28 protein-coding genes are annotated in these 23648 nt (G+C 35.4%); 26 read left to right on the forward strand and 2 right to left on the reverse strand.

The window, feature by feature from the left end:
- The first annotated feature begins 62 nt into the window (after positions 1–62).
- The 3 genes from M948_RS35295 to M948_RS35305 all read left to right on the forward strand — a co-directional run bounded on the left by M948_RS35295 (position 63) and on the right by M948_RS35305 (position 1548).
- Positions 63–500: a peptidylprolyl isomerase gene (locus M948_RS35295; RefSeq protein WP_021291212.1), complete on the forward strand. Its 438-nt coding sequence runs from the start codon at positions 63–65 to the stop codon at positions 498–500.
- A 34-nt stretch (positions 501–534) separates the two neighbouring features.
- Positions 535–996, forward strand: a complete 462-nt coding sequence (locus tag M948_RS35300) for a M50 family metallopeptidase (RefSeq protein WP_021291213.1) — start codon at positions 535–537, stop codon at positions 994–996.
- Positions 997–1170: 174 nt separating this feature from the next.
- Positions 1171–1548: a GNAT family N-acetyltransferase gene (locus tag M948_RS35305; RefSeq protein ID WP_021291214.1), complete on the forward strand. Its 378-nt coding sequence runs from the start codon at positions 1171–1173 to the stop codon at positions 1546–1548.
- Between the two features lie 59 nt (positions 1549–1607).
- Here the strand turns inward: M948_RS35305 and M948_RS42865 are convergent, their stop codons facing one another.
- Complete coding sequence (locus M948_RS42865) at positions 1608–1697, reverse strand: YjcZ family sporulation protein (RefSeq protein WP_021291215.1); 90 nt, start codon at positions 1695–1697, stop codon at positions 1608–1610.
- A 143-nt stretch (positions 1698–1840) separates the two neighbouring features.
- Between M948_RS42865 and M948_RS35310 the strand changes: the two genes are divergently transcribed.
- The 16 genes from M948_RS35310 (at position 1841) to M948_RS35385 (ending at position 16498) form a co-directional block, all read left to right on the forward strand.
- On the forward strand, positions 1841–2578 hold the full coding sequence (locus tag M948_RS35310) for a segregation/condensation protein A (protein WP_021291216.1): 738 nt from the start codon (positions 1841–1843) through the stop codon (positions 2576–2578).
- Between the two features lie 2 nt (positions 2579–2580).
- Positions 2581–3180, forward strand: coding sequence for an SMC-Scp complex subunit ScpB (scpB, locus tag M948_RS35315; RefSeq protein ID WP_021291217.1), 600 nt, complete (start codon positions 2581–2583; stop codon positions 3178–3180).
- Positions 3181–3448: 268 nt separating this feature from the next.
- Positions 3449–4324, forward strand: a complete 876-nt coding sequence (locus M948_RS35320; protein ID WP_021291218.1) for a superoxide dismutase — start codon at positions 3449–3451, stop codon at positions 4322–4324.
- Between the two features lie 132 nt (positions 4325–4456).
- Entirely contained in the window at positions 4457–5572 is a 1116-nt protein-coding gene (locus tag M948_RS35325) for a D-alanyl-D-alanine carboxypeptidase family protein (protein WP_021291219.1), read from the forward strand.
- The gene (locus tag M948_RS35330; RefSeq protein ID WP_021291220.1) at positions 5566–6150 is read left to right on the forward strand and encodes a nucleoside recognition domain-containing protein; all 585 of its coding nucleotides are present in this window, start codon (positions 5566–5568) and stop codon (positions 6148–6150) included. The genes M948_RS35325 and M948_RS35330 overlap by 7 nt, the downstream gene beginning before the upstream one ends.
- 3 nt (positions 6151–6153) lie before the next feature.
- On the forward strand, positions 6154–6684 hold the full coding sequence (locus M948_RS35335) for a spore maturation protein (protein WP_021291221.1): 531 nt from the start codon (positions 6154–6156) through the stop codon (positions 6682–6684).
- Between the two features lie 73 nt (positions 6685–6757).
- Entirely contained in the window at positions 6758–7501 is a 744-nt protein-coding gene (locus M948_RS35340; protein WP_021291222.1) for a pseudouridine synthase, read from the forward strand.
- A gap of 67 nt (positions 7502–7568) precedes the next feature.
- Complete coding sequence (resA, locus tag M948_RS35345; RefSeq protein ID WP_038245145.1) at positions 7569–8126, forward strand: thiol-disulfide oxidoreductase ResA; 558 nt, start codon at positions 7569–7571, stop codon at positions 8124–8126.
- 28 nt (positions 8127–8154) lie between these two features.
- Positions 8155–9798 carry a cytochrome c biogenesis protein ResB gene (locus M948_RS35350; protein WP_021291224.1) on the forward strand — a complete coding sequence of 548 codons (1644 nt, stop codon included), beginning with the start codon at positions 8155–8157 and terminating at the stop codon, positions 9796–9798.
- A 31-nt stretch (positions 9799–9829) separates the two neighbouring features.
- A complete protein-coding gene (gene ccsB, locus M948_RS35355; protein ID WP_021291225.1) occupies positions 9830–11023 on the forward strand; it encodes a c-type cytochrome biogenesis protein CcsB in 1194 nt (397 codons plus the stop codon).
- A 114-nt stretch (positions 11024–11137) separates the two neighbouring features.
- Entirely contained in the window at positions 11138–11854 is a 717-nt protein-coding gene (locus tag M948_RS35360; RefSeq protein ID WP_021291226.1) for a response regulator transcription factor, read from the forward strand.
- Positions 11854–13626: an ATP-binding protein gene (locus tag M948_RS35365; protein WP_021291227.1), complete on the forward strand. Its 1773-nt coding sequence runs from the start codon at positions 11854–11856 to the stop codon at positions 13624–13626. Before M948_RS35360 ends, M948_RS35365 begins: the two co-directional genes overlap by 1 nt.
- A gap of 50 nt (positions 13627–13676) precedes the next feature.
- Complete coding sequence (locus tag M948_RS35370; RefSeq protein WP_021291228.1) at positions 13677–14108, forward strand: DUF4430 domain-containing protein; 432 nt, start codon at positions 13677–13679, stop codon at positions 14106–14108.
- A gap of 5 nt (positions 14109–14113) precedes the next feature.
- Entirely contained in the window at positions 14114–14620 is a 507-nt protein-coding gene (locus M948_RS35375; RefSeq protein WP_021291229.1) for an ECF transporter S component, read from the forward strand.
- Between the two features lie 191 nt (positions 14621–14811).
- Entirely contained in the window at positions 14812–15348 is a 537-nt protein-coding gene (gene sigX / locus M948_RS35380) for an RNA polymerase sigma factor SigX (protein ID WP_021291230.1), read from the forward strand.
- The gene (locus tag M948_RS35385) at positions 15341–16498 is read left to right on the forward strand and encodes a hypothetical protein (protein WP_021291231.1); all 1158 of its coding nucleotides are present in this window, start codon (positions 15341–15343) and stop codon (positions 16496–16498) included. Before sigX ends, M948_RS35385 begins: the two co-directional genes overlap by 8 nt.
- An 84-nt stretch (positions 16499–16582) precedes the next feature.
- Here the strand turns inward: M948_RS35385 and M948_RS35390 are convergent, their stop codons facing one another.
- The gene (locus M948_RS35390; protein ID WP_021291232.1) at positions 16583–16834 is read right to left on the reverse strand and encodes a ferredoxin; all 252 of its coding nucleotides are present in this window, start codon (positions 16832–16834) and stop codon (positions 16583–16585) included.
- Positions 16835–16961: 127 nt separating this feature from the next.
- Here M948_RS35390 and M948_RS35395 point away from each other — a divergent pair, with 127 nt between their 5' ends.
- The 7 genes from M948_RS35395 to M948_RS35425 all read left to right on the forward strand — a co-directional run bounded on the left by M948_RS35395 (position 16962) and on the right by M948_RS35425 (position 23530).
- The gene (locus tag M948_RS35395; protein WP_021291233.1) at positions 16962–18035 is read left to right on the forward strand and encodes a helix-turn-helix domain-containing protein; all 1074 of its coding nucleotides are present in this window, start codon (positions 16962–16964) and stop codon (positions 18033–18035) included.
- On the forward strand, positions 18019–19575 hold the full coding sequence (locus tag M948_RS35400) for a RecQ family ATP-dependent DNA helicase (RefSeq protein ID WP_021291234.1): 1557 nt from the start codon (positions 18019–18021) through the stop codon (positions 19573–19575). The genes M948_RS35395 and M948_RS35400 overlap by 17 nt, the downstream gene beginning before the upstream one ends.
- Positions 19562–20158, forward strand: coding sequence for a CPBP family intramembrane glutamic endopeptidase (locus tag M948_RS35405; protein WP_021291235.1), 597 nt, complete (start codon positions 19562–19564; stop codon positions 20156–20158). The genes M948_RS35400 and M948_RS35405 overlap by 14 nt, the downstream gene beginning before the upstream one ends.
- On the forward strand, positions 20142–20480 hold the full coding sequence (locus tag M948_RS35410) for a hypothetical protein (RefSeq protein WP_021291236.1): 339 nt from the start codon (positions 20142–20144) through the stop codon (positions 20478–20480). Before M948_RS35405 ends, M948_RS35410 begins: the two co-directional genes overlap by 17 nt.
- A gap of 155 nt (positions 20481–20635) precedes the next feature.
- Positions 20636–21280 carry a metallophosphoesterase gene (locus M948_RS35415; RefSeq protein WP_158295234.1) on the forward strand — a complete coding sequence of 215 codons (645 nt, stop codon included), beginning with the start codon at positions 20636–20638 and terminating at the stop codon, positions 21278–21280.
- A gap of 141 nt (positions 21281–21421) precedes the next feature.
- A complete protein-coding gene (locus M948_RS35420) occupies positions 21422–22000 on the forward strand; it encodes a genetic competence negative regulator (RefSeq protein WP_021291238.1) in 579 nt (192 codons plus the stop codon).
- Between the two features lie 297 nt (positions 22001–22297).
- Complete coding sequence (locus M948_RS35425) at positions 22298–23530, forward strand: Glu/Leu/Phe/Val family dehydrogenase (protein ID WP_369759893.1); 1233 nt, start codon at positions 22298–22300, stop codon at positions 23528–23530.
- Positions 23531–23648 lie beyond the last annotated feature (118 nt).

Genomic DNA, 23648 nt, shown 5'->3' on the forward strand with positions numbered 1-23648 from the left:
TTCTTCGTTGAAATTAAATGATAAAATAAACGATAGTCTAATAGAAAAAGGTGATTAATAGCATGGCAAAAAAAGGGTATATTTTAATGGAAAATGATAATAAAATTGAATTTGATCTTTTTGAAGAAGCAGCTCCGAATACAGTTGCCAACTTCGAAAAGCTAGCAAATGAAGGTTTTTATAATGGATTGACGTTTCATCGCGTGATCCCTGGGTTTGTTAGTCAAGGTGGATGCCCAGTTGGAAATGGAACGGGTTCAGCGGGTTATACCATCGATTGTGAAACAGAAGGAAATCCACATAAACATCAAGAGGGATCGCTATCAATGGCACATGCCGGAAAAAATACTGGAAGTTGCCAATTTTTCATTGTACATGAATCTCAACCTCATCTAAATGGTGTCCATACCGTATTCGGGCAGGTTACTTCAGGAATTGAATTTGCTAAATCCATGCAAAATGGGGATGTTATGAAAGAAGTAAACATTTATCCTGCATAAGCATGCTTTGTTTTCTTGAAGGATGACGACGTATATGGAATTCGTAAAGCTTGTATATTTATTATTGTTAGTAGCTCCAGTAAGTATATTCATACATGAATTTGGCCATGCTATTGCTGCATGGCTCATTGGAGCAGATCGAATCTACATATCTATTGGGGTTGGAAAAAAAGGAAAAACCGTTATAGTGGGTAAGGTCCACATGATAATTTATCCGTTGTTCTTTTTGGGAGGAGTTGCAACAAGTGAGAGACAACCTTGCTACACTCGTTTAGAAATAATCTTCATTTCCATATTTGGACCATTTGTGAGTGGCGTCGTCGTCATTATCTGTTGGTTTTTCTATCAAATGAATGCTAACTCATTAATTCAGTTATTTTTGCTATTTAATGCTTGGTTATCTATTATTAATCTGATACCATTTCGCTATCAAGGGAAAAGAACAGACGGATATGTCGTTTTTAACTTATTATTAAAGCAAATAAAAGGTAATTGAACCATGTTGTATCTATAAAAAAGCTAAATTTGACAAACTAGATAAAACATGCATAAATATAATTACAAACTCCAAAAGTAGCTAATTTGATAATACATTAAATGATTAAACGAACATCAAATGAATTCAAGCTTTCGATGTATACGTAAGTTATTACGTTAATGAGGGGTATTTATGTTAATTCGCTATAAGAAGAATCAAGAAAAAATCGCAATGGGTTTATTATCTTTTATGCCAGAAGAAAAAGATGTAAAGAAATTGCAACAAACGATAAAAGAATATGAAACGAATCCAGATTGGCATCTATATTTGTGGAAAGAAGAAGATATACTTGGTGCTGTCGGGGTAAAGATAGAAGATGAAATAAATGCTGTTATTCAGCATGTTTCCGTAAATCCTTCTCATCGTAATCTCGGAATTGGCAAAAAAATGGTCAATGAAATTGAGAGGCTTTATCATAACAAATATGCTGTTTGTGCAAGTGATAAAATTCAGCAATTTTATATGAAATGCGATGGTGATTCAAAGGAAGAGAAGGAAAACGATGAATAAAAAGCCAGCCCTCTTAAGGGCCGGCTTTTATTTTCGTGCTGCTCCATGTAATAAATGACTTAGAGCCAAGCAGCACCGACAATAATTAATAAAATGAACAATACTACGATTAACGCGAAACCTCCGCCGTAACCATATCCACCACTCATGATGAAATACCTCCTTTTTCTTCTTTGCCTAAATGTCTTTAATAACATTTATCTTACAGTAATAACGTATGACGGGATATTCAATCGTGTATGGGCGTTTATAATTATTGCACTAATTTTTAGAAGGAAAGGGACGAAATAAATTGAATCAAGCATATCAGGTGAAATTAGATGCGTTCGAAGGACCGCTTGATTTACTGCTCCATTTAATTAATCAATACGAAATTGATATTTATGATATTCCTGTAGCACAAATCACAGAACAATACATGAATTATATTCACACCATGCATCAGCTTGAGTTAAATGTAGCAAGCGAATATCTTGTAATGGCGGCAACGCTGGTGGAAATTAAAAGCCAAATGCTACTGCCAAAACCGGAGATAGATGACGAAGTTGAAGAATATATGGAGGATCCTCGTGAAGAATTAATGTATCGATTAATTGAATATAGAAAATATAAAGAAGCTGCTGCACAATTACAGGAAAAAGAAAGAGAGGCTAATCAACTGTATACAAGGCCACCTGCAAACTTTGATAACTACCTAAGTGAGACAACAACGGTTGTCCAAGGCGATTTATCTGTATATGATATGATTAATGCTCTAGGAAAAATGTTTGAACGTAAGAAATGGAATACTCCTTTAGATACGAAGATTAAGCGTATGGAAGTATCTATAGAACAACGTATGAAAGAAGTACTTGAAGTTGTTAATCTGTCAGATGAAGGAATATTATTTGATCACTTATTTACGACGCAAACTAGATCCCATATTGTAGTAACCTTCATATCATTATTAGAATTAATGAAAAATAATCAAGTTTATTGTAAACAAGAAAAACAATTGGATGCATTATATGTGTTTCGTATGGAGGAATAAGGGTGGAAATATCAAAATTAAAAGCGATTGTAGAAGGATTATTGTTTGCTTCCGGAAATGAAGGGATTACCATAAAACAGCTTTCAAAAATAATGGAAGTAACGGAAGCAACAATTGAACATTTAATGGAAGAATTAAAATATGGTTATGAAAGCACAGACCGTGGTATCATGCTAATGCAAGCACATGAAGTATTCCATTTGACAACAAAACCAGAACATAGCGAATATTATAAAAGATTATTAGAAACACCTCAAACATCACGAATGTCTCAAGCTGCTCTTGAAACATTAGCAATTATCGCTTATCAGCAACCAATTACGAGAACAGAGATTGAAGATATTCGGGGTGTTAAGAGTGATCGCCCTGTTCAAACGCTCCTTTCCCGATTATTAATCGAAGAAGTTGGTAGAAAAGATACGGTAGGTAAACCGATGCTTTTCGCTACCACAAAAGAATTTTTAACATACTTCGGACTAACTTCTCTCGAAGATTTGCCTCCTCTACCTGAAAATCCAGAAACTGAAGGAGAACTGGAGTCAGAGGCAGATTTGTTTTTTGAACGATTTAGTGAAAATATAAATGAAAATGAACCGAAGTAAAGCTGGCAAACCGCCAGTTTTTTTAATTATGTCTTTTTAAACCACAGGCTCTGTTTGTGTGAAAATAAACCTTTAGGGGATGTAAAACAACTAATCCCAACGGCGTCGAGTGAAATCGTTTGGATTACTATAGGAACAAGATACTTTTGTACGAATGTAGCCTTTCTAAACGGGTTCTCGTGTCGTTTGCGCATGAAGAAAGCATAGGACTACATTTTTTTGATTCACATCAACCCGATATAGGCATATGCTACCTTGAGGTGATGATATGGATCGTTCGGTTAATGAATACCTAGATAATCTTATCCAATGGGGAAATCAAGCACGAGCCACAATCGAAAAATCAGAGATTGAAAATCAAGAACAACTGTTAAGTCAGCTGGATAATTGGCAGCATGATGTGAATCAATTGAAACAAATGCAGCAATTACGATCAGCAGAAAAATTGACTACTGTTCATAATGAAGGCGAAAGAATCTTATATCAGATCCATCAATCGCAACATAAAGGTTCTAAGGAGGATAGTATTGATTATGGACAGCATAAGCTGCCTCCATTACCATATGCATACAATGCGCTGGAACCTTACATCAGTGAAGAAATTATGCGTTTACATCATGATGTCCATCATCAAGGGTATGTAGATGGTTTAAATAAAGCAGAAAAAGAACTGTACGGAAAAAAGCTAAATAAGGATCTCATAAAATATTGGTTAAGAGAACAAGCATTTCATGGCTCTGGTCACCAATTGCATACGATATTTTGGTTTAATATGACACCTGATGCAGCAAAACGACCTTCTGGTATATTATTACAAACGATAGAATCAGACTTTGGATCATGGCATCGATTTAAAGCATTATTTACTGCTACAGCTAACTCTGTCGAAGGCGATGGTTGGGCTATCCTATTTTGGAATCCTAGAAATGGAAAATTAGGCGTACAATCATTTGAAAAACATCAATTATTCCAAATAGCTGACATTATACCTCTTCTCGTTTTAGATGTATGGGAACATGCGTATTATTTACAATATAAAACAGATAAAAAAGCATATGTTGATAATTGGTGGAATGTCGTAAATTGGAAAGATGTAGCTAATCGACTCAATAAAGCAATGAAAGTAAAGTGGGAATTATATTAATAAGGCAGGTTATTCTGCCTGTCTTATTAATTTGTCTGCGATCTATCTCTATTGATAGCGTACTTTTTGTTCATATCTTGTTTGTACATGCATAAACTATACAGACAACACCAATGTAGGAGGAACCTGCTCATGCGTATTGCAATTGTCTGTATCGCTATTTTTATATTTTCATTGATTTTCCCTTCCATAGGACAAGCTGATCCCCAGGTTTCGGGGCGTAATGCAGTTTTGATAGAACAATCAACTGGTCGAGTATTATTTGAAAAACAAGCTCATGATAAAGAATCGATTGCCAGTATTACAAAGATTATGACGGCAATAATTGCGATAGAGTCTGGTAAAATGCAAGAAAAAGCGAAGGCTAGTCGAAAAGCAATCTATACGGAAGGTTCTTCTATTTATCTAGAGCAGGGTGAGAAAATGACTATTAAAGATCTTGTTTATGGATTGATGCTACGCTCTGGAAATGATGCGGCAGTTGCTATAAGTGAACATATTGGTGGAAGTGAAGAAGGGTTCGTTTATTTAATGAATCAAAAAGCAAAATGGCTTGGAATGGATAATACACACTTTGATAATCCACATGGACTAGATTCAGAGAATCATTACTCGACAGCGTATGATATGGCAATATTAATGAGTTATGCCATGAAAAACGAAACATTTCAAGATATAACCGGTTCGCAAACCTATTTATCTGAAAATAGAACATATAGTTGGAAAAACAAAAACAAACTCCTTACACAATTTTATGAATATTGCACAGGTGGTAAAACAGGTTACACGAAGAAAACTGGAAGAACGTTGGTTTCTTCTGCGCAGAAGGACGGGATGAATCTAATCGCTGTAACATTAGACGCTCCGGACGATTGGAGAGATCATATTTCCATGTTTGAGTGGGGATTTGACAATTATAATATGGAAACAATTGCTGAGGAAGAACCGATTTCCTATCGATTTTCGCAAGACACAGAAGCAAAATCTGGATATATACAACATGAGATAACATACCCATTACGTGATGAAGAAGTCTCCCAAGTTACGAACCAACTCTATATTTTAGAAAATGCCAAGCAAAGGGAAGAGCAAATAATTGGAAAAAACGTTTTTTATTTAAATGGAAAGCAAATTGCTGAAACAAACATCTTGCAGGAAGATCATGGGCAGGATATAAATCATCAATCGATTATTGAATCGTTCCTATCTGCATTACAAGAAGTTACTGGCGTGAGTGCAACATGGTAAATATTATTTGGGCAGGAATGGCCGCTATTGGAATTATATATGCCATGATTAATGGAACAATGGACAAGGTCAACGAAGCTATATTCGAGAGTGCAAATGAAGCGGTAACACTGACAATAGGATTAATTAGTGTACTGGTATTCTGGCTAGGAATCATGAAGATTGCTGAAAAGGCAGGTATCTTAGAATTATTAGCGAAATTATTTCGTCCCGTTGTAGTCCGTCTCTTTCCCGATATTCCAAAAGACCACCCAGCAATAGGATATATATTATCTAATATTACTGCAAATATATTTGGCTTAGGTAATGCTGCTACACCGATGGGGATTAAAGCGATGGAGCAAATGAAACAAATAAGTGGAGGAGATACTGCATCACGATCAATGATTACATTTTTAGCTTTGAATACTTCTAGTCTAACGTTAATCCCCACAACGGTTATTGCAATTCGGATGCAGTATGATTCTGCCTCACCTACTGAAATTGTCGGTGCAACGATACTAGCGACGCTCATTTCCTCCATTAGTGCAATTCTAATTGATCGATTTTTCTATTATCATAGCAGGCGGAGGATTTAACTTATGGGATTTATAACTTCAATGAGTATTTGGTTAATACCTTGTTTCATTTTAGTTGTGTTAATTACTGCAACCGTTAAACGAGTACCATCCTATGAATTGTTTGTTGAAGGGGGGAAGGAAGGAGTCAAAATGGCCTTTTCTTTACTTCCCTTTTTAGTAGGTATGATTGTATCTATATCGATTTTACGAAGTTCTGGAGCATTAGATGCGTTTATAAATCTTATTTCACCATTTTTATCGTTTATAGGAATACCGCCTGATATTATTCCGCTGGCTATTGTACGACCAATATCCGGTACAGCAGCTTTAGGGATGACAACGGAGCTAATTGATGCATATGGCCCTGACTCATTTATTGGAAGATTAGCTTCTGTAATGCAAGGGAGTACGGATACCACTCTGTATATATTAACGGTTTATTTTGGAGCAATTGGAATTAGAAAAATGGGATATGCATTGAAAGTTGGACTATTAGCTGATTTAGTTGGTATAATAGCTTCAATCGTAATTGTATCCATATTATTTGGATAAGACTTTAAACTAGCGTTAACAGAGAGTTAACGCTATTATTGTGGTTGAAAATATAAAGGTAATGGTGATAATAATGACGAACACACAAGAACGTTTACAAAAAGTAATAGCACAAAGTGGAATAACTTCACGACGGAAAGCAGAAAAACTAATTCAAGATGGAAAAGTAAAAGTTAATCAGAAGGTAATCACTACATTGGGAACGAAGGTTAACCCGGATGATCAAATTGAGGTAGACGGTGTTCCTTTAGAAAAAGAAACCCCTGTTTATTTTATGCTTTATAAACCAAGAGGAGTTATTTCCAGTTTATCTGATGATAAAGGCAGAAAAGTTGTAACTGATTTACTCGGTGAGATCGAGGAACGTGTTTTTCCTATCGGAAGATTAGATTATGATACATCTGGCATACTGATACTAACGAATGATGGTGAATTTGCAAACCTTTTAATGCATCCACGATATCAAGTAGATAAAGTATATGTTGCAAAGATTAAAGGTACCCCGGAAAAGAGTGAATTGAATCAACTAAGAAAAGGGGTTCGATCCGATAATGACCTATTAAAGGCAGTTAATTACCGTATATTGTCTACGGATAAGAAAAAGAATCATACGATTTTGCAGCTGACATTACGAGAAGGAAAAAACCGTCATGTAAGAAGAATGATGGATGGATTAGGGTATCCAGTCATGAAATTAAAAAGAGAAAAATACGGTATGCTAACATTGGATGGGTTGAATTCAGGGGAGTATCGACCATTAACACCAAAAGAAGTGAAACAGATGCGAAATATGGCAACTAAAATTGTTGAAGAATAGTCAAAATTACATGAAAATCTTAATGGTATAATGACTCTGGGAGTTGATTCATTTGGGTCTAGAAGAAATGAAGCAAAAAAAGAAAACGAAAAAGCGAAACCGCTTAATTTTCAGGTCAATCATTCTTGTCGTTTTAGTAGGGGCAGTAGTTTTTGCTGTTGTTTCTAATTTGAAGGAGGATAAAATTGTCTATAAAGAAGGGGACGAAGCACCAGATTTTCAATTAAAACAAATTAATAGTAATAATGAAGCAGAGACCATTCGCTTAAGTGAGTTAGAAGGTAAAGGAGTTATGTTGAATTTTTGGGGGACGTGGTGTAAGCCGTGTGAGTCGGAAATGCCATATATGCAGAAACTTTATCCAGAATACAAGGAGAAAGGAGTAGAGATTGTAGCAGTTAGCTTGGATTCTACAGAATTAGTGGTAAACCGTTTTATAGAAAAATATGATCTTACTTTTCCAATACCTCATGATAAGGATAGCCAAGTGCAAGACTTGTATAAAGTTGGCCCCATCCCTAGCACAATATTTATAAATCCTGAAGGTGAAATTGTCGAAGTAATCAATGGTGCCTTAACCTTGGAGCGGTTAGAAGGATATCTTCAGGAAATACAGCCAAAGTAATGGACAATGGTTATGGAGAGGGATTTATATGAAAAGAATTAAATGTGAATGTGGTCATGTTAACCCAGAGGGTACAGTACTTTGTGAAGCATGCGGAAAACCGATTGAAGAAAATCAACATATCGATGGCAATGATAAGAAAAAATTACTTAATATGCGTTACGATGGAACAGCACGTCGATCTCAGACTTATAATAAGTCCATAGTGGACAAGATCTGGAGTTTTTTCTCCTCCGTAAAAGTGGGAGTATGGTTAATCGTTCTTGCATTAATCGCTTCTGCAATAGGCTCCATATTTCCGCAAGAACAATACATACCAGCAGATGCGGCTTCTCGCGATCCAGCTATCTTCTATGAGGAAAGATATGGAATATTTGGCTTAATCTTTTATCAATTAGGTTTTCATAATCTATATAGTTCTTGGTGGTATATGATTTTAATCGCACTGATAGGTGTATCATTAGTGATCTGTAGTTTAGATCGATTTGTACCATTATTCAAGGCGCTACGCAATCAAAAAGCCAAAAGGCATGAGACATTTTTAAATAGGCAACGATTGTTTAGTGAGACAGACGAGGTTACTAATGAAGATCTAGAAAGTGTTAAACAAGGTCTGAAGAATCAACGATATAAGTTGACGGAAGAAGATGGCCATATTCTTGCTGAAAAAGGTAGATTCTCCAGGTGGGGACCATATGTTAACCACATTGGTTTAATTATTATTTTATTAGCGGCTTTATTGCGAACAACTCCGCTTTTTTATATGGATGAGTATGTTTGGGTTCGTGAAGGTGAACAGGTGGTTTTACCAGGAACAGACCAAGCGTATTATATCGAAAATAAAGATTTTATTATAGAAAACCATAATCCAAACGATGAGCGGTTTGAAGAAGCAATCGCCGAAGAGGGTGGCGAAGTTCCTAGTAATTACCAGACTAATGTTGCTATCTACCAAGCTCAAGAACCAGAAGTAACAGGAGCAGAGCCAGAATTACAAAAGATTATTGATTCCAATATTCGAATGAATCAACCTGCGAAATTTGATAGTTATGCGGTTTATCAATCTGGATATCAATTAAATGAATTCTCCAGTATGTCATTTAAAATCCATGAAACCGATGACCCTGATGAGGATGCATTGGGTTCATTTACGGTAGATTTAACTTCCCCAGAATCAGAATATGAATTGGAGAATGGCTTTCGAGTAGAAGTAACGAATTATTATCCAGATTATTATTTAGATGATAATGGGGAACCTGCATCAGAAACTAACTATCCGCGAAACCCAGCATTTGTTATGATGGTACATCCACCTGATGGTAGTGAACCTGAGATCAGCTTTCTAGGTATTGGTAAAAATATAGATGCAACAGGTGAAAATGACTATAAAGTGGGCATAACAAATTTTGAAACACATGACGTGAGTGGTTTAAGTATAAGAAAGGACTATTCATTACCATACTTCCTAGTAGGTGCAATCATCTTTATGATTGGGGTAATTCAAGGAATGTACTGGCAGCATCGCAGGGTGTGGATTCGTCCGAAAGATAACGGGATTTTACTTGCTGCCCATACTAATAAGAATTGGCATGGCGTAACAAAGGATATTGAAAAATCAATCTCCGGAACAAATGTAAATATGGTAAAAGACCAGCAGGAATTGGATGAATAGCTTCACATGTTAGCTAATTAGGAGGGGTTTCATGAGTAGTAATAACTTAATTGAATTAAGCGGTACATTACTTTATACCGCTTTCTTTCTCTATTTAATTGCGACAGTATTTTTTTCTTTTACAATTGGCAACAAACGTAAGTCGGATGGAAAAGCAGGAAAGATTGGGATAACTTTAACGATTATCGGTTTCCTCTCTCAATTCGCTTATTTTATAACGAGGTGGATGGGGAGTGGTCATGCTCCAGTTAGTAATTTGTTTGAGTTTATGACCTTCTTCGGTATGGCAATTGTCCTAGGATTTATTATTATTTACTTTATTTACAAATTATCAGTTCTAGGTTTATTTGCGCTGCCTGTGGCATTAATCATTATTGCCTATGCAAGTATGTTTCCTACCGAAGTATCACCTCTCATACCGTCATTACAAAGTCATTGGTTATATATTCACGTAACTACAGTGTCGTTAGCACAAGGTATTTTAACCATTAGTTTTGTGGCGGGTTTAATTTATTTAATTAGACAAGTCGATCAAACCAAAACTACAAAACAGACGACTTGGCTGGAAATAACGATTTATTCGTTAATCCTGTTCGTCGGTTTTATTCTAGCTTCAACACTATTTAATGTGATGAATTATAACGCAACGTTCGAATACCCAACTACTGGTAATACTACCGTCGAAACGGAATATCATATGCCTGCTATTGCTGGGCCAACGGATGGTACGTTACTTACAGATGGGGTGATGGAGCCTTGGTTTGAAACACCTGGTTGGATGCATGGTGCAGATGCAGGAAGGAAGTTTAACACATTAATCTGGTCATTTATTTTTGGTACAGGTCTTTATCTATTATTAAGGCTTGTCTTTAGAAAACGGATTGGTGCGGCAATTCAACCGCTTGTGAAAAATGCCAAGCCTGATCTTTTAGATGAGATAGGGTATAGAGCAGTAGCTATCGGGTTTCCGGTATTTACGTTAGGTGGACTTATCTTTGCTGCGATCTGGGCTGAGGAAGCATGGGGGAGATTTTGGGGATGGGATCCGAAAGAAGTATGGGCTCTCATTACTTGGTTCTTCTATGCAGCGTACTTACATTTAAGATTATCAAGAGGATGGCATGGTGAAAAGTCAGCTTGGCTGGCAGTTGTTGGTTTCGCCATTATCATGTTTAATTTAATTGTTGTCAACCTTGTGCTAGCAGGTTTACACTCGTATGCTTAACCTATATTGAAGGCAAGGCATCATTGTTCGAAAGTGATGCCTTGTTTTTTCTTATACTTTTAACACCGGATAGTTTATACTCATAAGTGAATAGGTATGATTGGGGGTTCAAACATGGAAACAGAAGCAAAAGTATTAGTAGTAGATGATGAAGATAGAATACGAAGATTAATTCGAATGTATATGGAACGGGATAATTTTATTGTTGAAGAAGCAGAAAACGGTACAGCTGCACTGGATTTAGCGTTAAATAATGACTATGATGTGATCTTGTTAGACATCATGATGCCGGGAATGGATGGGGTTGAAGTATGCCAGGAGCTTAGGAAACAAAAAGATACACCTGTTATTATGTTAACTGCTAAAGGAGAGGAAGCAAACCGCGTACAAGGGTTTGAGATCGGAGCAGATGATTATATTGTGAAGCCCTTTAGTCCAAGAGAAGTTGTTTTACGGGTGAAAGCCCTTCTACGCAGAGTGACAAGCTCAACATTTAACGAAACTGACACAACAACCAAAAATATTATGGTTTTCCCACATATAACAATTGATAATGATGCACATCGAGTAACAGCGGATGGCGAAGAGGTAAGTTTAACCCCAAAAGAATATGAATTGTTATGTTTTCTTGCCAAATCGCCGGATAAAGTATTTAACCGAGAGCTCTTATTAAAAGAAGTATGGCAATATGAATTTTTTGGGGACTTGCGAACAGTTGATACACATGTAAAGCGTCTTCGCGAGAAATTAAATCAAGTTTCCCAAGAAGCTGCCAAGATGATTGTAACCGTATGGGGAGTCGGTTATAAATTCGAGGTGGATGATCAATAATGTTTTGGAGAAGTGTGGTGGGGAAACTAGCAATAACCATCTTATTGCTAGTTTCTTTTGTATTATTTATTTTAACAATATTATTGCTGCAGTTTTTTGAAGATTTTCATATACAAGAAGCAGAAGAAGATATGTTGCAAACTGCGACCAAGGTTTCTTTACTTGTTAATACGCATGATGATCGGCAAATTGTAAAAGAAATGACGGAACGAGTTAAAGATCCAGCTAGTAGGGTTGCCGTAGTATTTAATGATGGCGATCTATGGGTATCTGACGATGGAAAGGATAATCGTTTACCCGAATTAAAATCTAGTTGGATTGAGAATGAGGCGGGATTATCCGATGTATTAACAAATAACCAAGAAATACGGAAACAGATGCTTCTCCCTGGAAATCAGATGGAAGCAATGATTGTTGGTATTCCAATTGAAAATGAGGATGGAGCTATCTATGTTTATCAATCATTAGACGTTATTGATCAAACAAAAGCAGAAACAACGAAAATTATCTTTTTAGCAGCAGGAATTGCGATTGTTTTAACAACTATATTTGCATTTTTCTTATCGACACGAATTACTTCTCCCCTTATAAAGATGCGAGAAGCTGCATTTGATCTTGCAAAGGGAGAATTCAATACAAAAGTCCCAATATTAACGCATGACGAAATTGGAGAATTAGCTTTAGCGTTTAACCGAATGGGTAGGCAGCTTAAGTTTCATTTAAATGCGTTACGACAAGAAAAAGAGCAATTATCAAGTATTGTAAGCTCGATGGCTGATGGAGTAATTACGTTAAATCGAAGGGGAGACATGATTGTTACCAATAGTCCAGCAGATCGATTTATCGAAGACTGGTATTATGAGAATAATTTACAAAATGATACCGAAGAAAGGACACTTCCGTCAGAATTACTAGAAGTATTGCAAGAAGTGATTAATGGAGAAAAGGAAGCCATTCATGAAATCAGCTTGCAAGGTAGAAATTGGGTCATGCTGATGACCCCATTATATGATCAAAATTATGTGCGTGGTGCGGTAGCAGTTATTCGCGATATGACAGAAGAAAGGCGAATGGACAAATTACGAGAGGACTTTATTGCAAATGTTTCTCATGAATTACGTACACCGATTTCAATGCTACAAGGCTATAGCGAAGCCATTGTTGATGATATTGCAGAGTCAAAAGAAGATAAAAATGAATTAGCACAAATCATTCATGATGAATCATTACGGATGGGAAGGCTTGTCAATGAGTTATTAGACCTTGCTCGAATGGAAGCAGGTCACATCCATTTAAGTATGGAATCGGTAGATGTAGAAAAATATGTAGAAAGAATTATGAAGAAATTCAATGGTTTAGCATACGATAACCAAATTTCTCTTTCCTTAGACAAACAAATTATCCAATCCTATGCAATTTTTGACCCAGACCGAATCGAACAAGTATTTACAAACCTTATTGATAATGCCATTCGTCATACAAGTAAACATGGGTTTGTCCGGGTAAAAGTAATAAATGATCAACGTGCATTTCAGGTTGAGATTGAAGATAGTGGTAGTGGAATTCCAGAAGAGGATCTTCCATTTGTATTTGAACGTTTTTACAAAGCAGATAAGTCAAGGGTAAAGGATAAGAAGAAAAAAGGTACTGGGTTAGGGTTAGCGATTGCCAAAAATATTGTTGATTCCCATCATGGTTCAATTAATGTGAATAGTAAAGTAAACAAGGGAACTGCTTTTACTTTCCGTATTCCGAAAAATATGGAATCCTGATCCAGGTTATGGTATGGTTACGATGATTAGGAATAGAAAGGATGATCCGGATGAAAACATGGCTAAAACGGTTTGTTCCTATACTGGTTATTCTAGTCTTCATAACAGGTTGTGGAACAGAGGAACAAGGTGCTCCTGCAGAACCGAATCAAACGTCGGAGAACCAGCAAACCCAAACCGAGCAAAATGAAGAAAAAGTCTTGATAACAATCTCAAAAGATAATGGTGAGGAATACTTACATGAAAAAGAAATCCCTATTGAAGAGGGCGCCATTCTCATGGATGTAATGGAAGAGAATTTCTATATTGAAACAGAACAAGATGGTACATTTATAACCTCAATTGAACGTTTATCAGCGAAAGAAGGCGAACAAAAAGGGTGGGTTTATACTGTAAATGGGGACATGCCTACCGTTGGAGCTGCAGAATATAAATTAAAACCAGATGATAAGGTTGTATTTGATTTCCAGGCTTGGGAATAATTTGAGTGAACACATATAAAATAACGTTATTAGCAGTGTTAGCAGCTTTGGCAATTGTTGGTCGGTACTTCTTTGTCTTTATACCGAATGTACAGCCAGTGACTTCAATTATCATTATATCTGGTTTGACACTAGGGCCAATAGCAGGTGTATTATTAGCTTTAATTATATCCTTTGTCTCGAATATACTTTTAGGCATGGGAATATGGACAATATGGCAAACTGTATCTTGGGGAATCATTGGAATAATAAGTGGATGGATCGGTAAATTTTTTCCCCGGCTGCCATTTCTTTATATCCTGTTATTATCATTCTTGAGTGGTTATTTTTATGGATTTATTATTTCTTTAACTACCTATCAAATCAGTGGTGCATTTTGGCCGTATTATATTGCTGGAATCCCTTTTGATACTAATCATGCAATCGGCAATGTTTTATTTATGAGTTTCTTTTTTCCAATCATAAACTATTTAATTAAAAAATATAGGATGACGTGGATTGATGTAAAATAAGATGATGGACAGCTTGTGAGACTACCTTGTTTCACAAGCTGATTTTATTTGAATAGAGAATTAAAATTACTACAGGTCACTATTTGAATAAGTATTGCACTACTGATTTAGTCAATTTATAGTATGAAGTATAATTCACTATGTAACTTTTTTATGGAATCATCGACTATTTAGGTGAACGGAGGACCTTTATGAAGATCGTTTTTGATCAGTTATATGATAACTACCATCATGATCTTTATCAATTCATATTTTATATGGTGAAGGATAAATCTACAACGGAGGATTTGGTTCAAGAAGTTTACATTAAAGTTTTAAAATCACATAAAAGCTTTAAGGGAGAAAGCAGTATTAAAACCTGGCTGTTTTCCATTGCTCGTCATGTAACGATCGATTATTTTCGAAAACAAACCAGACGAAAAAAACGAATCTTATCCTTCTTTGACTGGTCAGTGAAAGAAGAGCTTGTGGAAGATCATGCTTTTTTACCAGAAGAATTAGCTATTCAGAATGAAGAAATACAAGCTATTTACCAGTGTCTTGATCATTGCACGTTCGACCAAAAAAGCGTCATTATATTGCGATACATACAATCATTTTCCATTAAAGAAACGGCAGAAATATTAAATTTTACCGAGAGTAAAGTGAAAACCACACAACATAGAGGGTTAAAAGAGTTAAGGAAACAATTAGAATTTCGTAGCAAGGGAGGGATCGTGGATGAATAAAGACGAAAAGAAGCAAAACTTAAAAAATAGGCTTAAGCACCTTCCTGAAGTTACGGATCATCGATCAAAAAAAGAGGTTTATCAAAAATTCTTATTACAAATGGAAAAGAATGAGAAAAACAAACGTAATAAACGATTATTACCGGTGACAGCTCTTATAACAGCTGCTATTATTTTAATTCTTATTGTTCCTGGTTTGTTTAATTCTTTTCAAACGAGTGAAGATAATACAAGTGAATGGACCGCCAATCAAGAAGACAGATCAAGTGTTGAGACTGATGCTTCCAGAGATGTTAACCGCATAGAAACGAAAGAGGAACATATGGCAGTTGATCCTGCAAAAGAAAATGATTCATATGTTCTCCATGAACTACCATCTAATCATCGTGTTCTTTATGCTTCCATCGCAGATGAACAAATACAACATACGATTCCCTTTGCTTTTGTTGTTTCAGCAAACAGGGAACTGGATACTGCTTACAATCATTTGGATCAATATATAGATAGACTTAAGATAAATCAAAACCAATATTTGTTTCATGGCATTACTTATCAAATAGATGAAGATGCAAAGCGTGTCACTTTGCAATTACCTGATCATTTTGCTTTAGGGGAAGGGTCTGCGGTGCCAAGGATGTTTGAACGAATGGTCGGCAACATGTTTCGACCTTATGGCATCGATATGGCTTATTTCAGTAAAGGAAATAAGGATCAAGTGGACCTAGGAGCTTTAGGGAACGTGAACTCACTTTCGATAGAGGATACAGTGAAGTATAGTTATAAGTTATATGAGAGAAACAACCAACGTCATTTAATTGAAATATCGAACAATGAATCTGAATCGATAGATGCTGCCATTCAAAAGTTGCAAACGAGGGGTAAAAATAAGTATATTAAACAAACGATACCAAAAGAACTTCAATATCAAGTGTCAACTGCTAATGACCTACTGCAATTTACACTTACAAATAATGTAGAGCTTACCAATAGGAACGGGATATTACTGATTGAATCTATATTAATGACTGCCAAAAGTTATGAATACAACAGAGTAAAGTTTAACAACTTTTCCAGCGAACAGATAGGAGAATATGACTTAACCAAGCCTGTCCCTGTTCCTAAAGCCGTGAACCCGGTAGAAGTTAACTAATGCGAATAAAAAAGTGTTTTAGACTTGATTCTGCTAAAACACTTTTTCTATGGATATGGATATTGTAGAATATAAATATATATATCACGCTTGATTATTACAAGAGGCAGCCTTAAACGGATGCTCCGAAATTTTTACTGAATCTGTAGGACATCCTTGGTAGGCTTCTATCATATCGTCTATATATTCGTTTTTAACTGCCGTAATTCCTTGATTATTATCGGTTTTTACGAATGCTATACACTCATCGTCATAATCGTATATATCAGGAGCTGCAGTTCCGCACGCACCACAAGCAATACATGTTTCTTTGTCTATTCTTGTATAATACGCCATATTCCTATTTCTCCTTATCGGTAAAGTCTTTATATCTTCTTTTAGTGTAAAGCTGAAATGGAATTCTTTCAATAAAAACAGCCCGATACGAAGAAGATGGTCATGAATATCAAGGAGAGTCGATTTTATGATACTTAAAGGAATCATTTTATATTGTGTTTCGCAAATTGAAACGGAACGATCCGTTTCGGCTGTTTATTATATTATAACAGGGAAACGATCGATTCAAACGGTACAGGATATGCACATTTATCAATTAAAGAATTTTTTTGGAATTGATACTAATATAGATAAGTCTGATTATGATCAACTTATTCAAGCATGTGAAGCGGAGCAATTACTTATAAAGGTAGATGATGAAAAGCAACTGTATCGAATATCGAGGCAAGGAGAACGCTGGTTAGTTAAAGAAAATGATCAACTCTATTTAAACCTATTTAAAGGGGCGCAATATGGAGCTAATTCCCATACTTATTTTGATCGATTACGATTGTTAATACAAACACTTACAAATAGTAAAATGGGCTACTTTCAATTTATTCCAGTCATTGAAAATAAAGATGTTGAGAATTGGGTAAAACGCAATTACAGTGCAATAAAGCCAGTTACCAATCAATTCTTATCTAAGCTTTATGAAGAATTACTTCAGGTATTACATCGATTTCCAGTAGAAGTAGCAGAAATGTTTGTGGATCGCTTGACGGGATATAAATCTTATGGAAAAAGTATAAATCAATTAGCTAAACAACATAACCGATCTACCAAAACGGTTCATTTAATCATCACTGGTTTTCTACACTTTCTTATGGATATAGTTATGAAAGAAGAGCCTTTTCCGATATTAAGGTTTATTGCAAAAGATTTAACTTCTTCCGTTTATTTAACCAATACGGCTCAAATAACACATCAATTCTTACATAATGGCAATACAATACAGGAAATAGCGAATGAAAGAAATTTAAAAGTCAATACAATCTATGACCATATTGTTGAAATAGCACTTTACGATTCAGACTTTTCCATAGAAAACTATGTCTCTAAAGCTGATCAACAAGAAATTATCGAAGCTTTCTATCAGACAAACTCATATAGGCTAAAAACGATTAAAGACTTCGTTGATAACCGTATATCGTATTTTCAAATTCGCTTAGTATTGGCAGTCTTACAAAATGAGGTAGAATCCAATGGATCAATTAGCTGAACAATATACTTTATTACAAAACCAATTAGATAAGTTTTTCGGCTATCCTTCTTTTCGATTAGGTCAGAAAGAAATTATTCAAGACATAATGGAAGGGAAGAATGTTTTAGGAATCTTGCCAACTGGATCAGGGAAGTCGATCTGTTATCAATTGCCAGCTCGATTATTAGAAGGTTTAACTATTGTAGTTTCACCGCTTATTTCGCTAATGATTGACCAGGTTAAACAATTAAAAGCGATGAATTTTAAGCAAGCGGTAGCGATCAATAGTTTTATGGACTATAGGGAGCGTAACGATGTGCTCCGTAACCTAAGTCATTATAAGCTGGTCTATGTTTCTCCAGAATTATTACAGCATGATCAGATACAACAAAAGCTCGGTGAGGTAAAAGTTAGCTTATTTGTGATTGATGAGGCCCATTGTATATCACAATGGGGCCATGAATTCAGACCAGATTATTTAAAGTTACACGAAATTATTCATGTGTGTAATTATCCAGCTGTATTAGCATTAAGTGCTACAGCTACTCCAAAAGTTCAAGAAGATATTATTCAAGCTTTAGGTAATCAAAAAATGGTAAAGCATGTATATGACATGGATCGGGATAATATTGCGTTTTGTATTAAGGAAGTGAACGATGATCAGGAAAAGAATGCGAAAATCATCGCTTTGTGTAAAAAATACCGCGTCCCAAGTTTAATTTATTTTTCAAGTAGACAGGCTGCTGAAAAAGTATCGCAGATCTTAATTCAAAATTTAGGTTATCGCATTGCTGTTTATCATGGTGGCATGGACCAACATGATCGAATAACTATTCAGCAACAGTTTATGAATAATCAATTGGATATTGTTTGTTGTACCAGCGCCTTCGGTATGGGGATTAATAAGCAAAATATACGTCTCATCATTCATTATCACTTAACTACTCAGGTCGAATCCTATATTCAAGAAATTGGAAGAGCCGGCAGAGACGGTGAGGCAAGTGTTAGTTTTTTACTATATTCCAAAAAAGATATCCATTTACCGAAGAATATTATTAAGAAGGATCTGCCAACTAAACATGATGTAATGGTTATATTTGAACATTTATATAATCTGTACATGGCAGATCAGCCGTTGCCAGTCAAGGAAGAAGCGATGAATCGATTTCATATAAATGAAGTACAGTGGCGTTTTATTTGTTATCAACTTGAACACCACGGGATAATAAAAGATAACACGATTTTTTTCAAAAATAATGTTTGGCTTCGTGCCAGGCAACAAATTAATGAATATTGTCAACATAGAATTACCATGAAACAAGCAAAACTAAATAAATTTTTAACTTGGGTACATCAGAAAGATTGTCTTAGAAAGTATCTTTATCATGAATTTCAATCAGGTTATAAAACGCCTAAATATCAATGCTGTACTAATTGTGGTTTCAGTTGGGATCATTGGAGTCCAGTACAAATAGTTCCAATGGAAGAAATGACAGAAACATGGCAAGACAAGTTAAAAGGAAAACTACTAGTTGGAGTTAAAGATGAAACAGAGTGAACAAATAAAACATATGGAAGATCATGAAATAAGAACACAACTCATTATTTCGCAATTCGTGTTAATTTTTATTAGTCTGGCAGGCAGCTTTATTTTATTTGATTCTTTCTTTCGTGATTGGCTGCGATTATTTGCGTGGGATAATCAAGATATCCTTTATTATGGTGTCTTACCTGGTCTTATCATAGTTGGTGTTGATCTATTACTGATTCGGTTTTTACCGCCTTCCTACTATGATGATGGTGGAATTAATGATCGACTTTTTCGTAATCAGTCAGTTACGTTCATTACTCTTATATCCTTAATGGTGGCTTTTGCAGAGGAGATTTTATTTCGTGGTGTACTTCAGACGTCATTCGGGTATCTCATAGCTAGTTTTATTTTTGCGCTTGTTCATTTAAGATACCTGAGAAAACCCGTATTGCTCATTGGAGTATTGTTAATAAGTTTTTATATTGGATATTTATTTCACTTAACGGAAAATTTAGTTGTAACGATTGTCGCTCACTTTATTGTAGATTGTTTACTTGGATTAGTTATTCGTCTGAAAAGCGAGGTTGGTAAAAATGAGTCAACAGGCTAAAAAATTAGAAGATCAAGCAGAAGAACTCAGAAGTTTATTAAATGAAGTTGAAAAGAATACAGATAAAGAAAATGCCTCCGATGAAAAAAAAGCAAACGAAGGACATCGGTCGCGAGAGGTAGATATCCTTAATTTACCCCCACGTAAGGAAATTCATAGTAATAAAAAAGCACCCACACATATTAAAATAAGTGTGCCATTTAAACGATTCCTTTTGATTCTTACAGTTTTGTTAATTCTTATGTTAGGTGCATATCTTTGGTTTGGTGAAGATTTAATACAAATGATTAATAATGCTCTACCATTAGAGGAACTTATATAAAAAGGTAAAGTAGATAAAGGGGTAAGTGTAGGTTGATAATTTTATGCAGCGCATTGTTGATTCTGATTATAATAGGTTCCATGATTTATTTAGCATATTTGGATACTACGCATTATCATTCCATACAGCATAATTGTTTACCAGAAGAATTTCATATGTTTCGCATCTTTTTCATCTCAGATATTCATCGACGTAGAATAAATAAGAAGACGATTGATAAAATAAAGAAGCATGTGGATATTATAGTGATTGGTGGAGATTTAACAGAAAAATATGTTCCACTAAGCAGAACAAGAAAGAATTTGCATTTACTTAAACAACTATGTCCTACGATTTATTTTATCTGGGGTAATAATGATTATGAAGTAAATACGAATGATTTAATCGAATTGCTGTTGGCTGAGAACATTACGATACTAAAAAATACAAATGAAGAATTAATGAACCATCAAAAAAAAATCACTTTACTTGCACTAGATTGTATGAAATACGGAGAACCTAATTTCGAGATGGCAAACAAAGGTATTACTGGGGATTTTAGAATATTACTGACACATGATCCAATGGGTTTTTATACATTATGTGATACACAAAAAGCAGCCATTCAGCTTGTATTATCAGGCCACACACATGGGGGGCAAATTCGATTCCTTGGATTCGGGCCATACGAGTCAGGAAGCTTTAAAAATGTGCAAAATACATCTATATTAGTAAGTGAAGGGTATGGTTTTACAACTTTGCCTTTTCGTTTAGGTACCAGATCTCAGTGTCATGTCATTACTTTAGAGAAAAAGACATAAAAGTAAGGTTGCCAAGTTCAAGAATAACATCCTGAGCATATAGTGTAGTAAGTGATGTTTAATATGAAGTGTAATATTACTGCAAAAATGATGCTTTGCTTCAGTTGTATATTCTAATGCGACTCAAAAGGAGGATACTATATGCGTATTGAAAGAGTGTCTAATAATCAATTTACGATATTTTTAACCTTTGACGACTTAATGGAACGAGGGTTTAATAAAGATGATTTATGGTATGATGCGTCAAGTGTCCGCAGCCTGTTTAGTGATATGATGTATGAAGCGAGTACAGAATTGGGATTTGAACTTGAAGGAGCATTACTCGTACAAGTTCATCTAATGCAAGCACAAGGAATGCACGTTGTTGTTACACAAAAAATAGAAGAATTTGACCCAGAAGATGATTTTATTGAAATGAAAGTCACGCTTGATGAAAGTAAAGAATTGTTGTTTTCATTTACAGATTTTGAGAATATTATTCAAGTTGCCTCTTACCTAACAGCACTATCAATAGATGGTGGTGAAGTATACCATATGGATGATACCTATTATATGTTACTAAATGATGATGATTTAAAAGGACAAAGCAGAGAGGATATTATCGCAGTAATGTCTGAATATGCATATCCAAGTATAATCACCTCTTATCGTTTAAAGGAATACGGTAAAGTGATCTATGCTAATCAAGCAGTGGAGCAGATTCATCACATGTTCCATTAAATTATAGTGTAAGTCTAGATGGTTTTTAAGGAAAATGTTACGATAGGTCTGGTGTTAAAATAAAGTTTTTTTAAACTGAAGACACCGATTACATGAGGTGATTTTCTTCAGCATAGTAAATATACATTTTTGTCTCATGAAGTTATAAAAAATGTAGTTATTTTATTGCATATTTACAGTGAAGGTGTATACTAATCTCTGAGTAAAGCTATTAATAAATATTTTAGAGATATTCTAGGAGGTAAATTCATGGTAGCCGATAACGCAGCAGACTCTACCAAAGAAACGAACAAAAAAATGGATGTATTGAGCTCAACACGAACTGTTGTAAAAACTGCATTGGAGAAATTGGGTTACCCTGATGAAGTTTTTGAATTATTAAAAGACCCGATAAGAATGATGACAGTAAGGATCCCAGTTCGAATGGATGATGGTTCTATAAAGGTTTTTACTGGATATCGTGCGCAGCATAATGATGCTGTAGGACCTACAAAGGGTGGCGTAAGGTTTCATCCGGATGTTACGGAAACGGAAGTAAAAGCACTCTCTATATGGATGAGCTTAAAAGCTGGTATTGTTGATTTACCTTATGGTGGTGGAAAAGGTGGAATCATTTGTGATCCTAGAGAAATGTCATTTCGCGAGTTAGAAGGATTGAGTAGAGGATATGTACGAGCAATTAGTCAAATTGTAGGTCCAACCAAAGATATTCCTGCACCAGATGTATTCACTAACTCACAAATTATGGCATGGATGATGGATGAGTACAGTCGTATTGATGAATTTAATAATCCAGGATTTATTACAGGTAAACCAATTGTGCTTGGGGGTTCACATGGTAGGGAATCTGCAACTGCAAAAGGGGTTACAATTTGTATAAACGAAGCTGCCAAGAAAAAAGGTATTGATGTAAAAGGGGCAAGAATCGTTGTTCAAGGCTTTGGTAATGCTGGTAGTTTCTTGGCTAAATTTTTGCATGACGCTGGTGCAAAAGTTGTAGGTATTTCTGATGCGTATGGTGCTCTCCATGATCCAGAAGGCCTTGATATCGACTACTTATTAGATCGACGAGATAGCTTTGGTACCGTTACAAAGCTATTTAACAACACTCTTTCCAATCAAGAACTATTAGAGTTAGATTGTGATATATTAGTGCCGGCAGCAGTTGAAAATCAGATCACGGAGAAAAATGCTGATAAGATAAAAGCAAGCATCGTTGTAGAAGCGGCTAATGGTCCAACAACAATGGAAGCTACTCGAATTCTGAGCGAGCGAGGAGTTTTATTAGTACCCGATGTTCTAGCTTCTGCTGGTGGAGTAACCGTTTCCTACTTTGAATGGGTACAAAATAATCAAGGCTACTACTGGACGGAAGAAGAAATTGATACAAAGCTTCATGAAATTATGATAAAATCGTTTAATTCCATTTACAACACCGCTGAGAACAGACGGGTAGATATGCGATTAGCTGCTTATATGATTGGAGTTAGAAAGATGGCTGAAGCTTCGAGATTCCGTGGTTGGGTATAATTAGAAATGTACGAAGCGCGAATTATGACGAAAAAACTCTTATCCTGTGTAGTAAGATAAGAGTTTTTTTGGTTATGGCGACTAAAAAGCAGCGAGTTTTTAGATAAGGAAGTGTGAT

The organism is Virgibacillus sp. CM-4 (assembly GCF_000445495.1).
Taxonomy (GTDB): domain Bacteria; phylum Bacillota; class Bacilli; order Bacillales; family Amphibacillaceae; genus Virgibacillus; species Virgibacillus salexigens.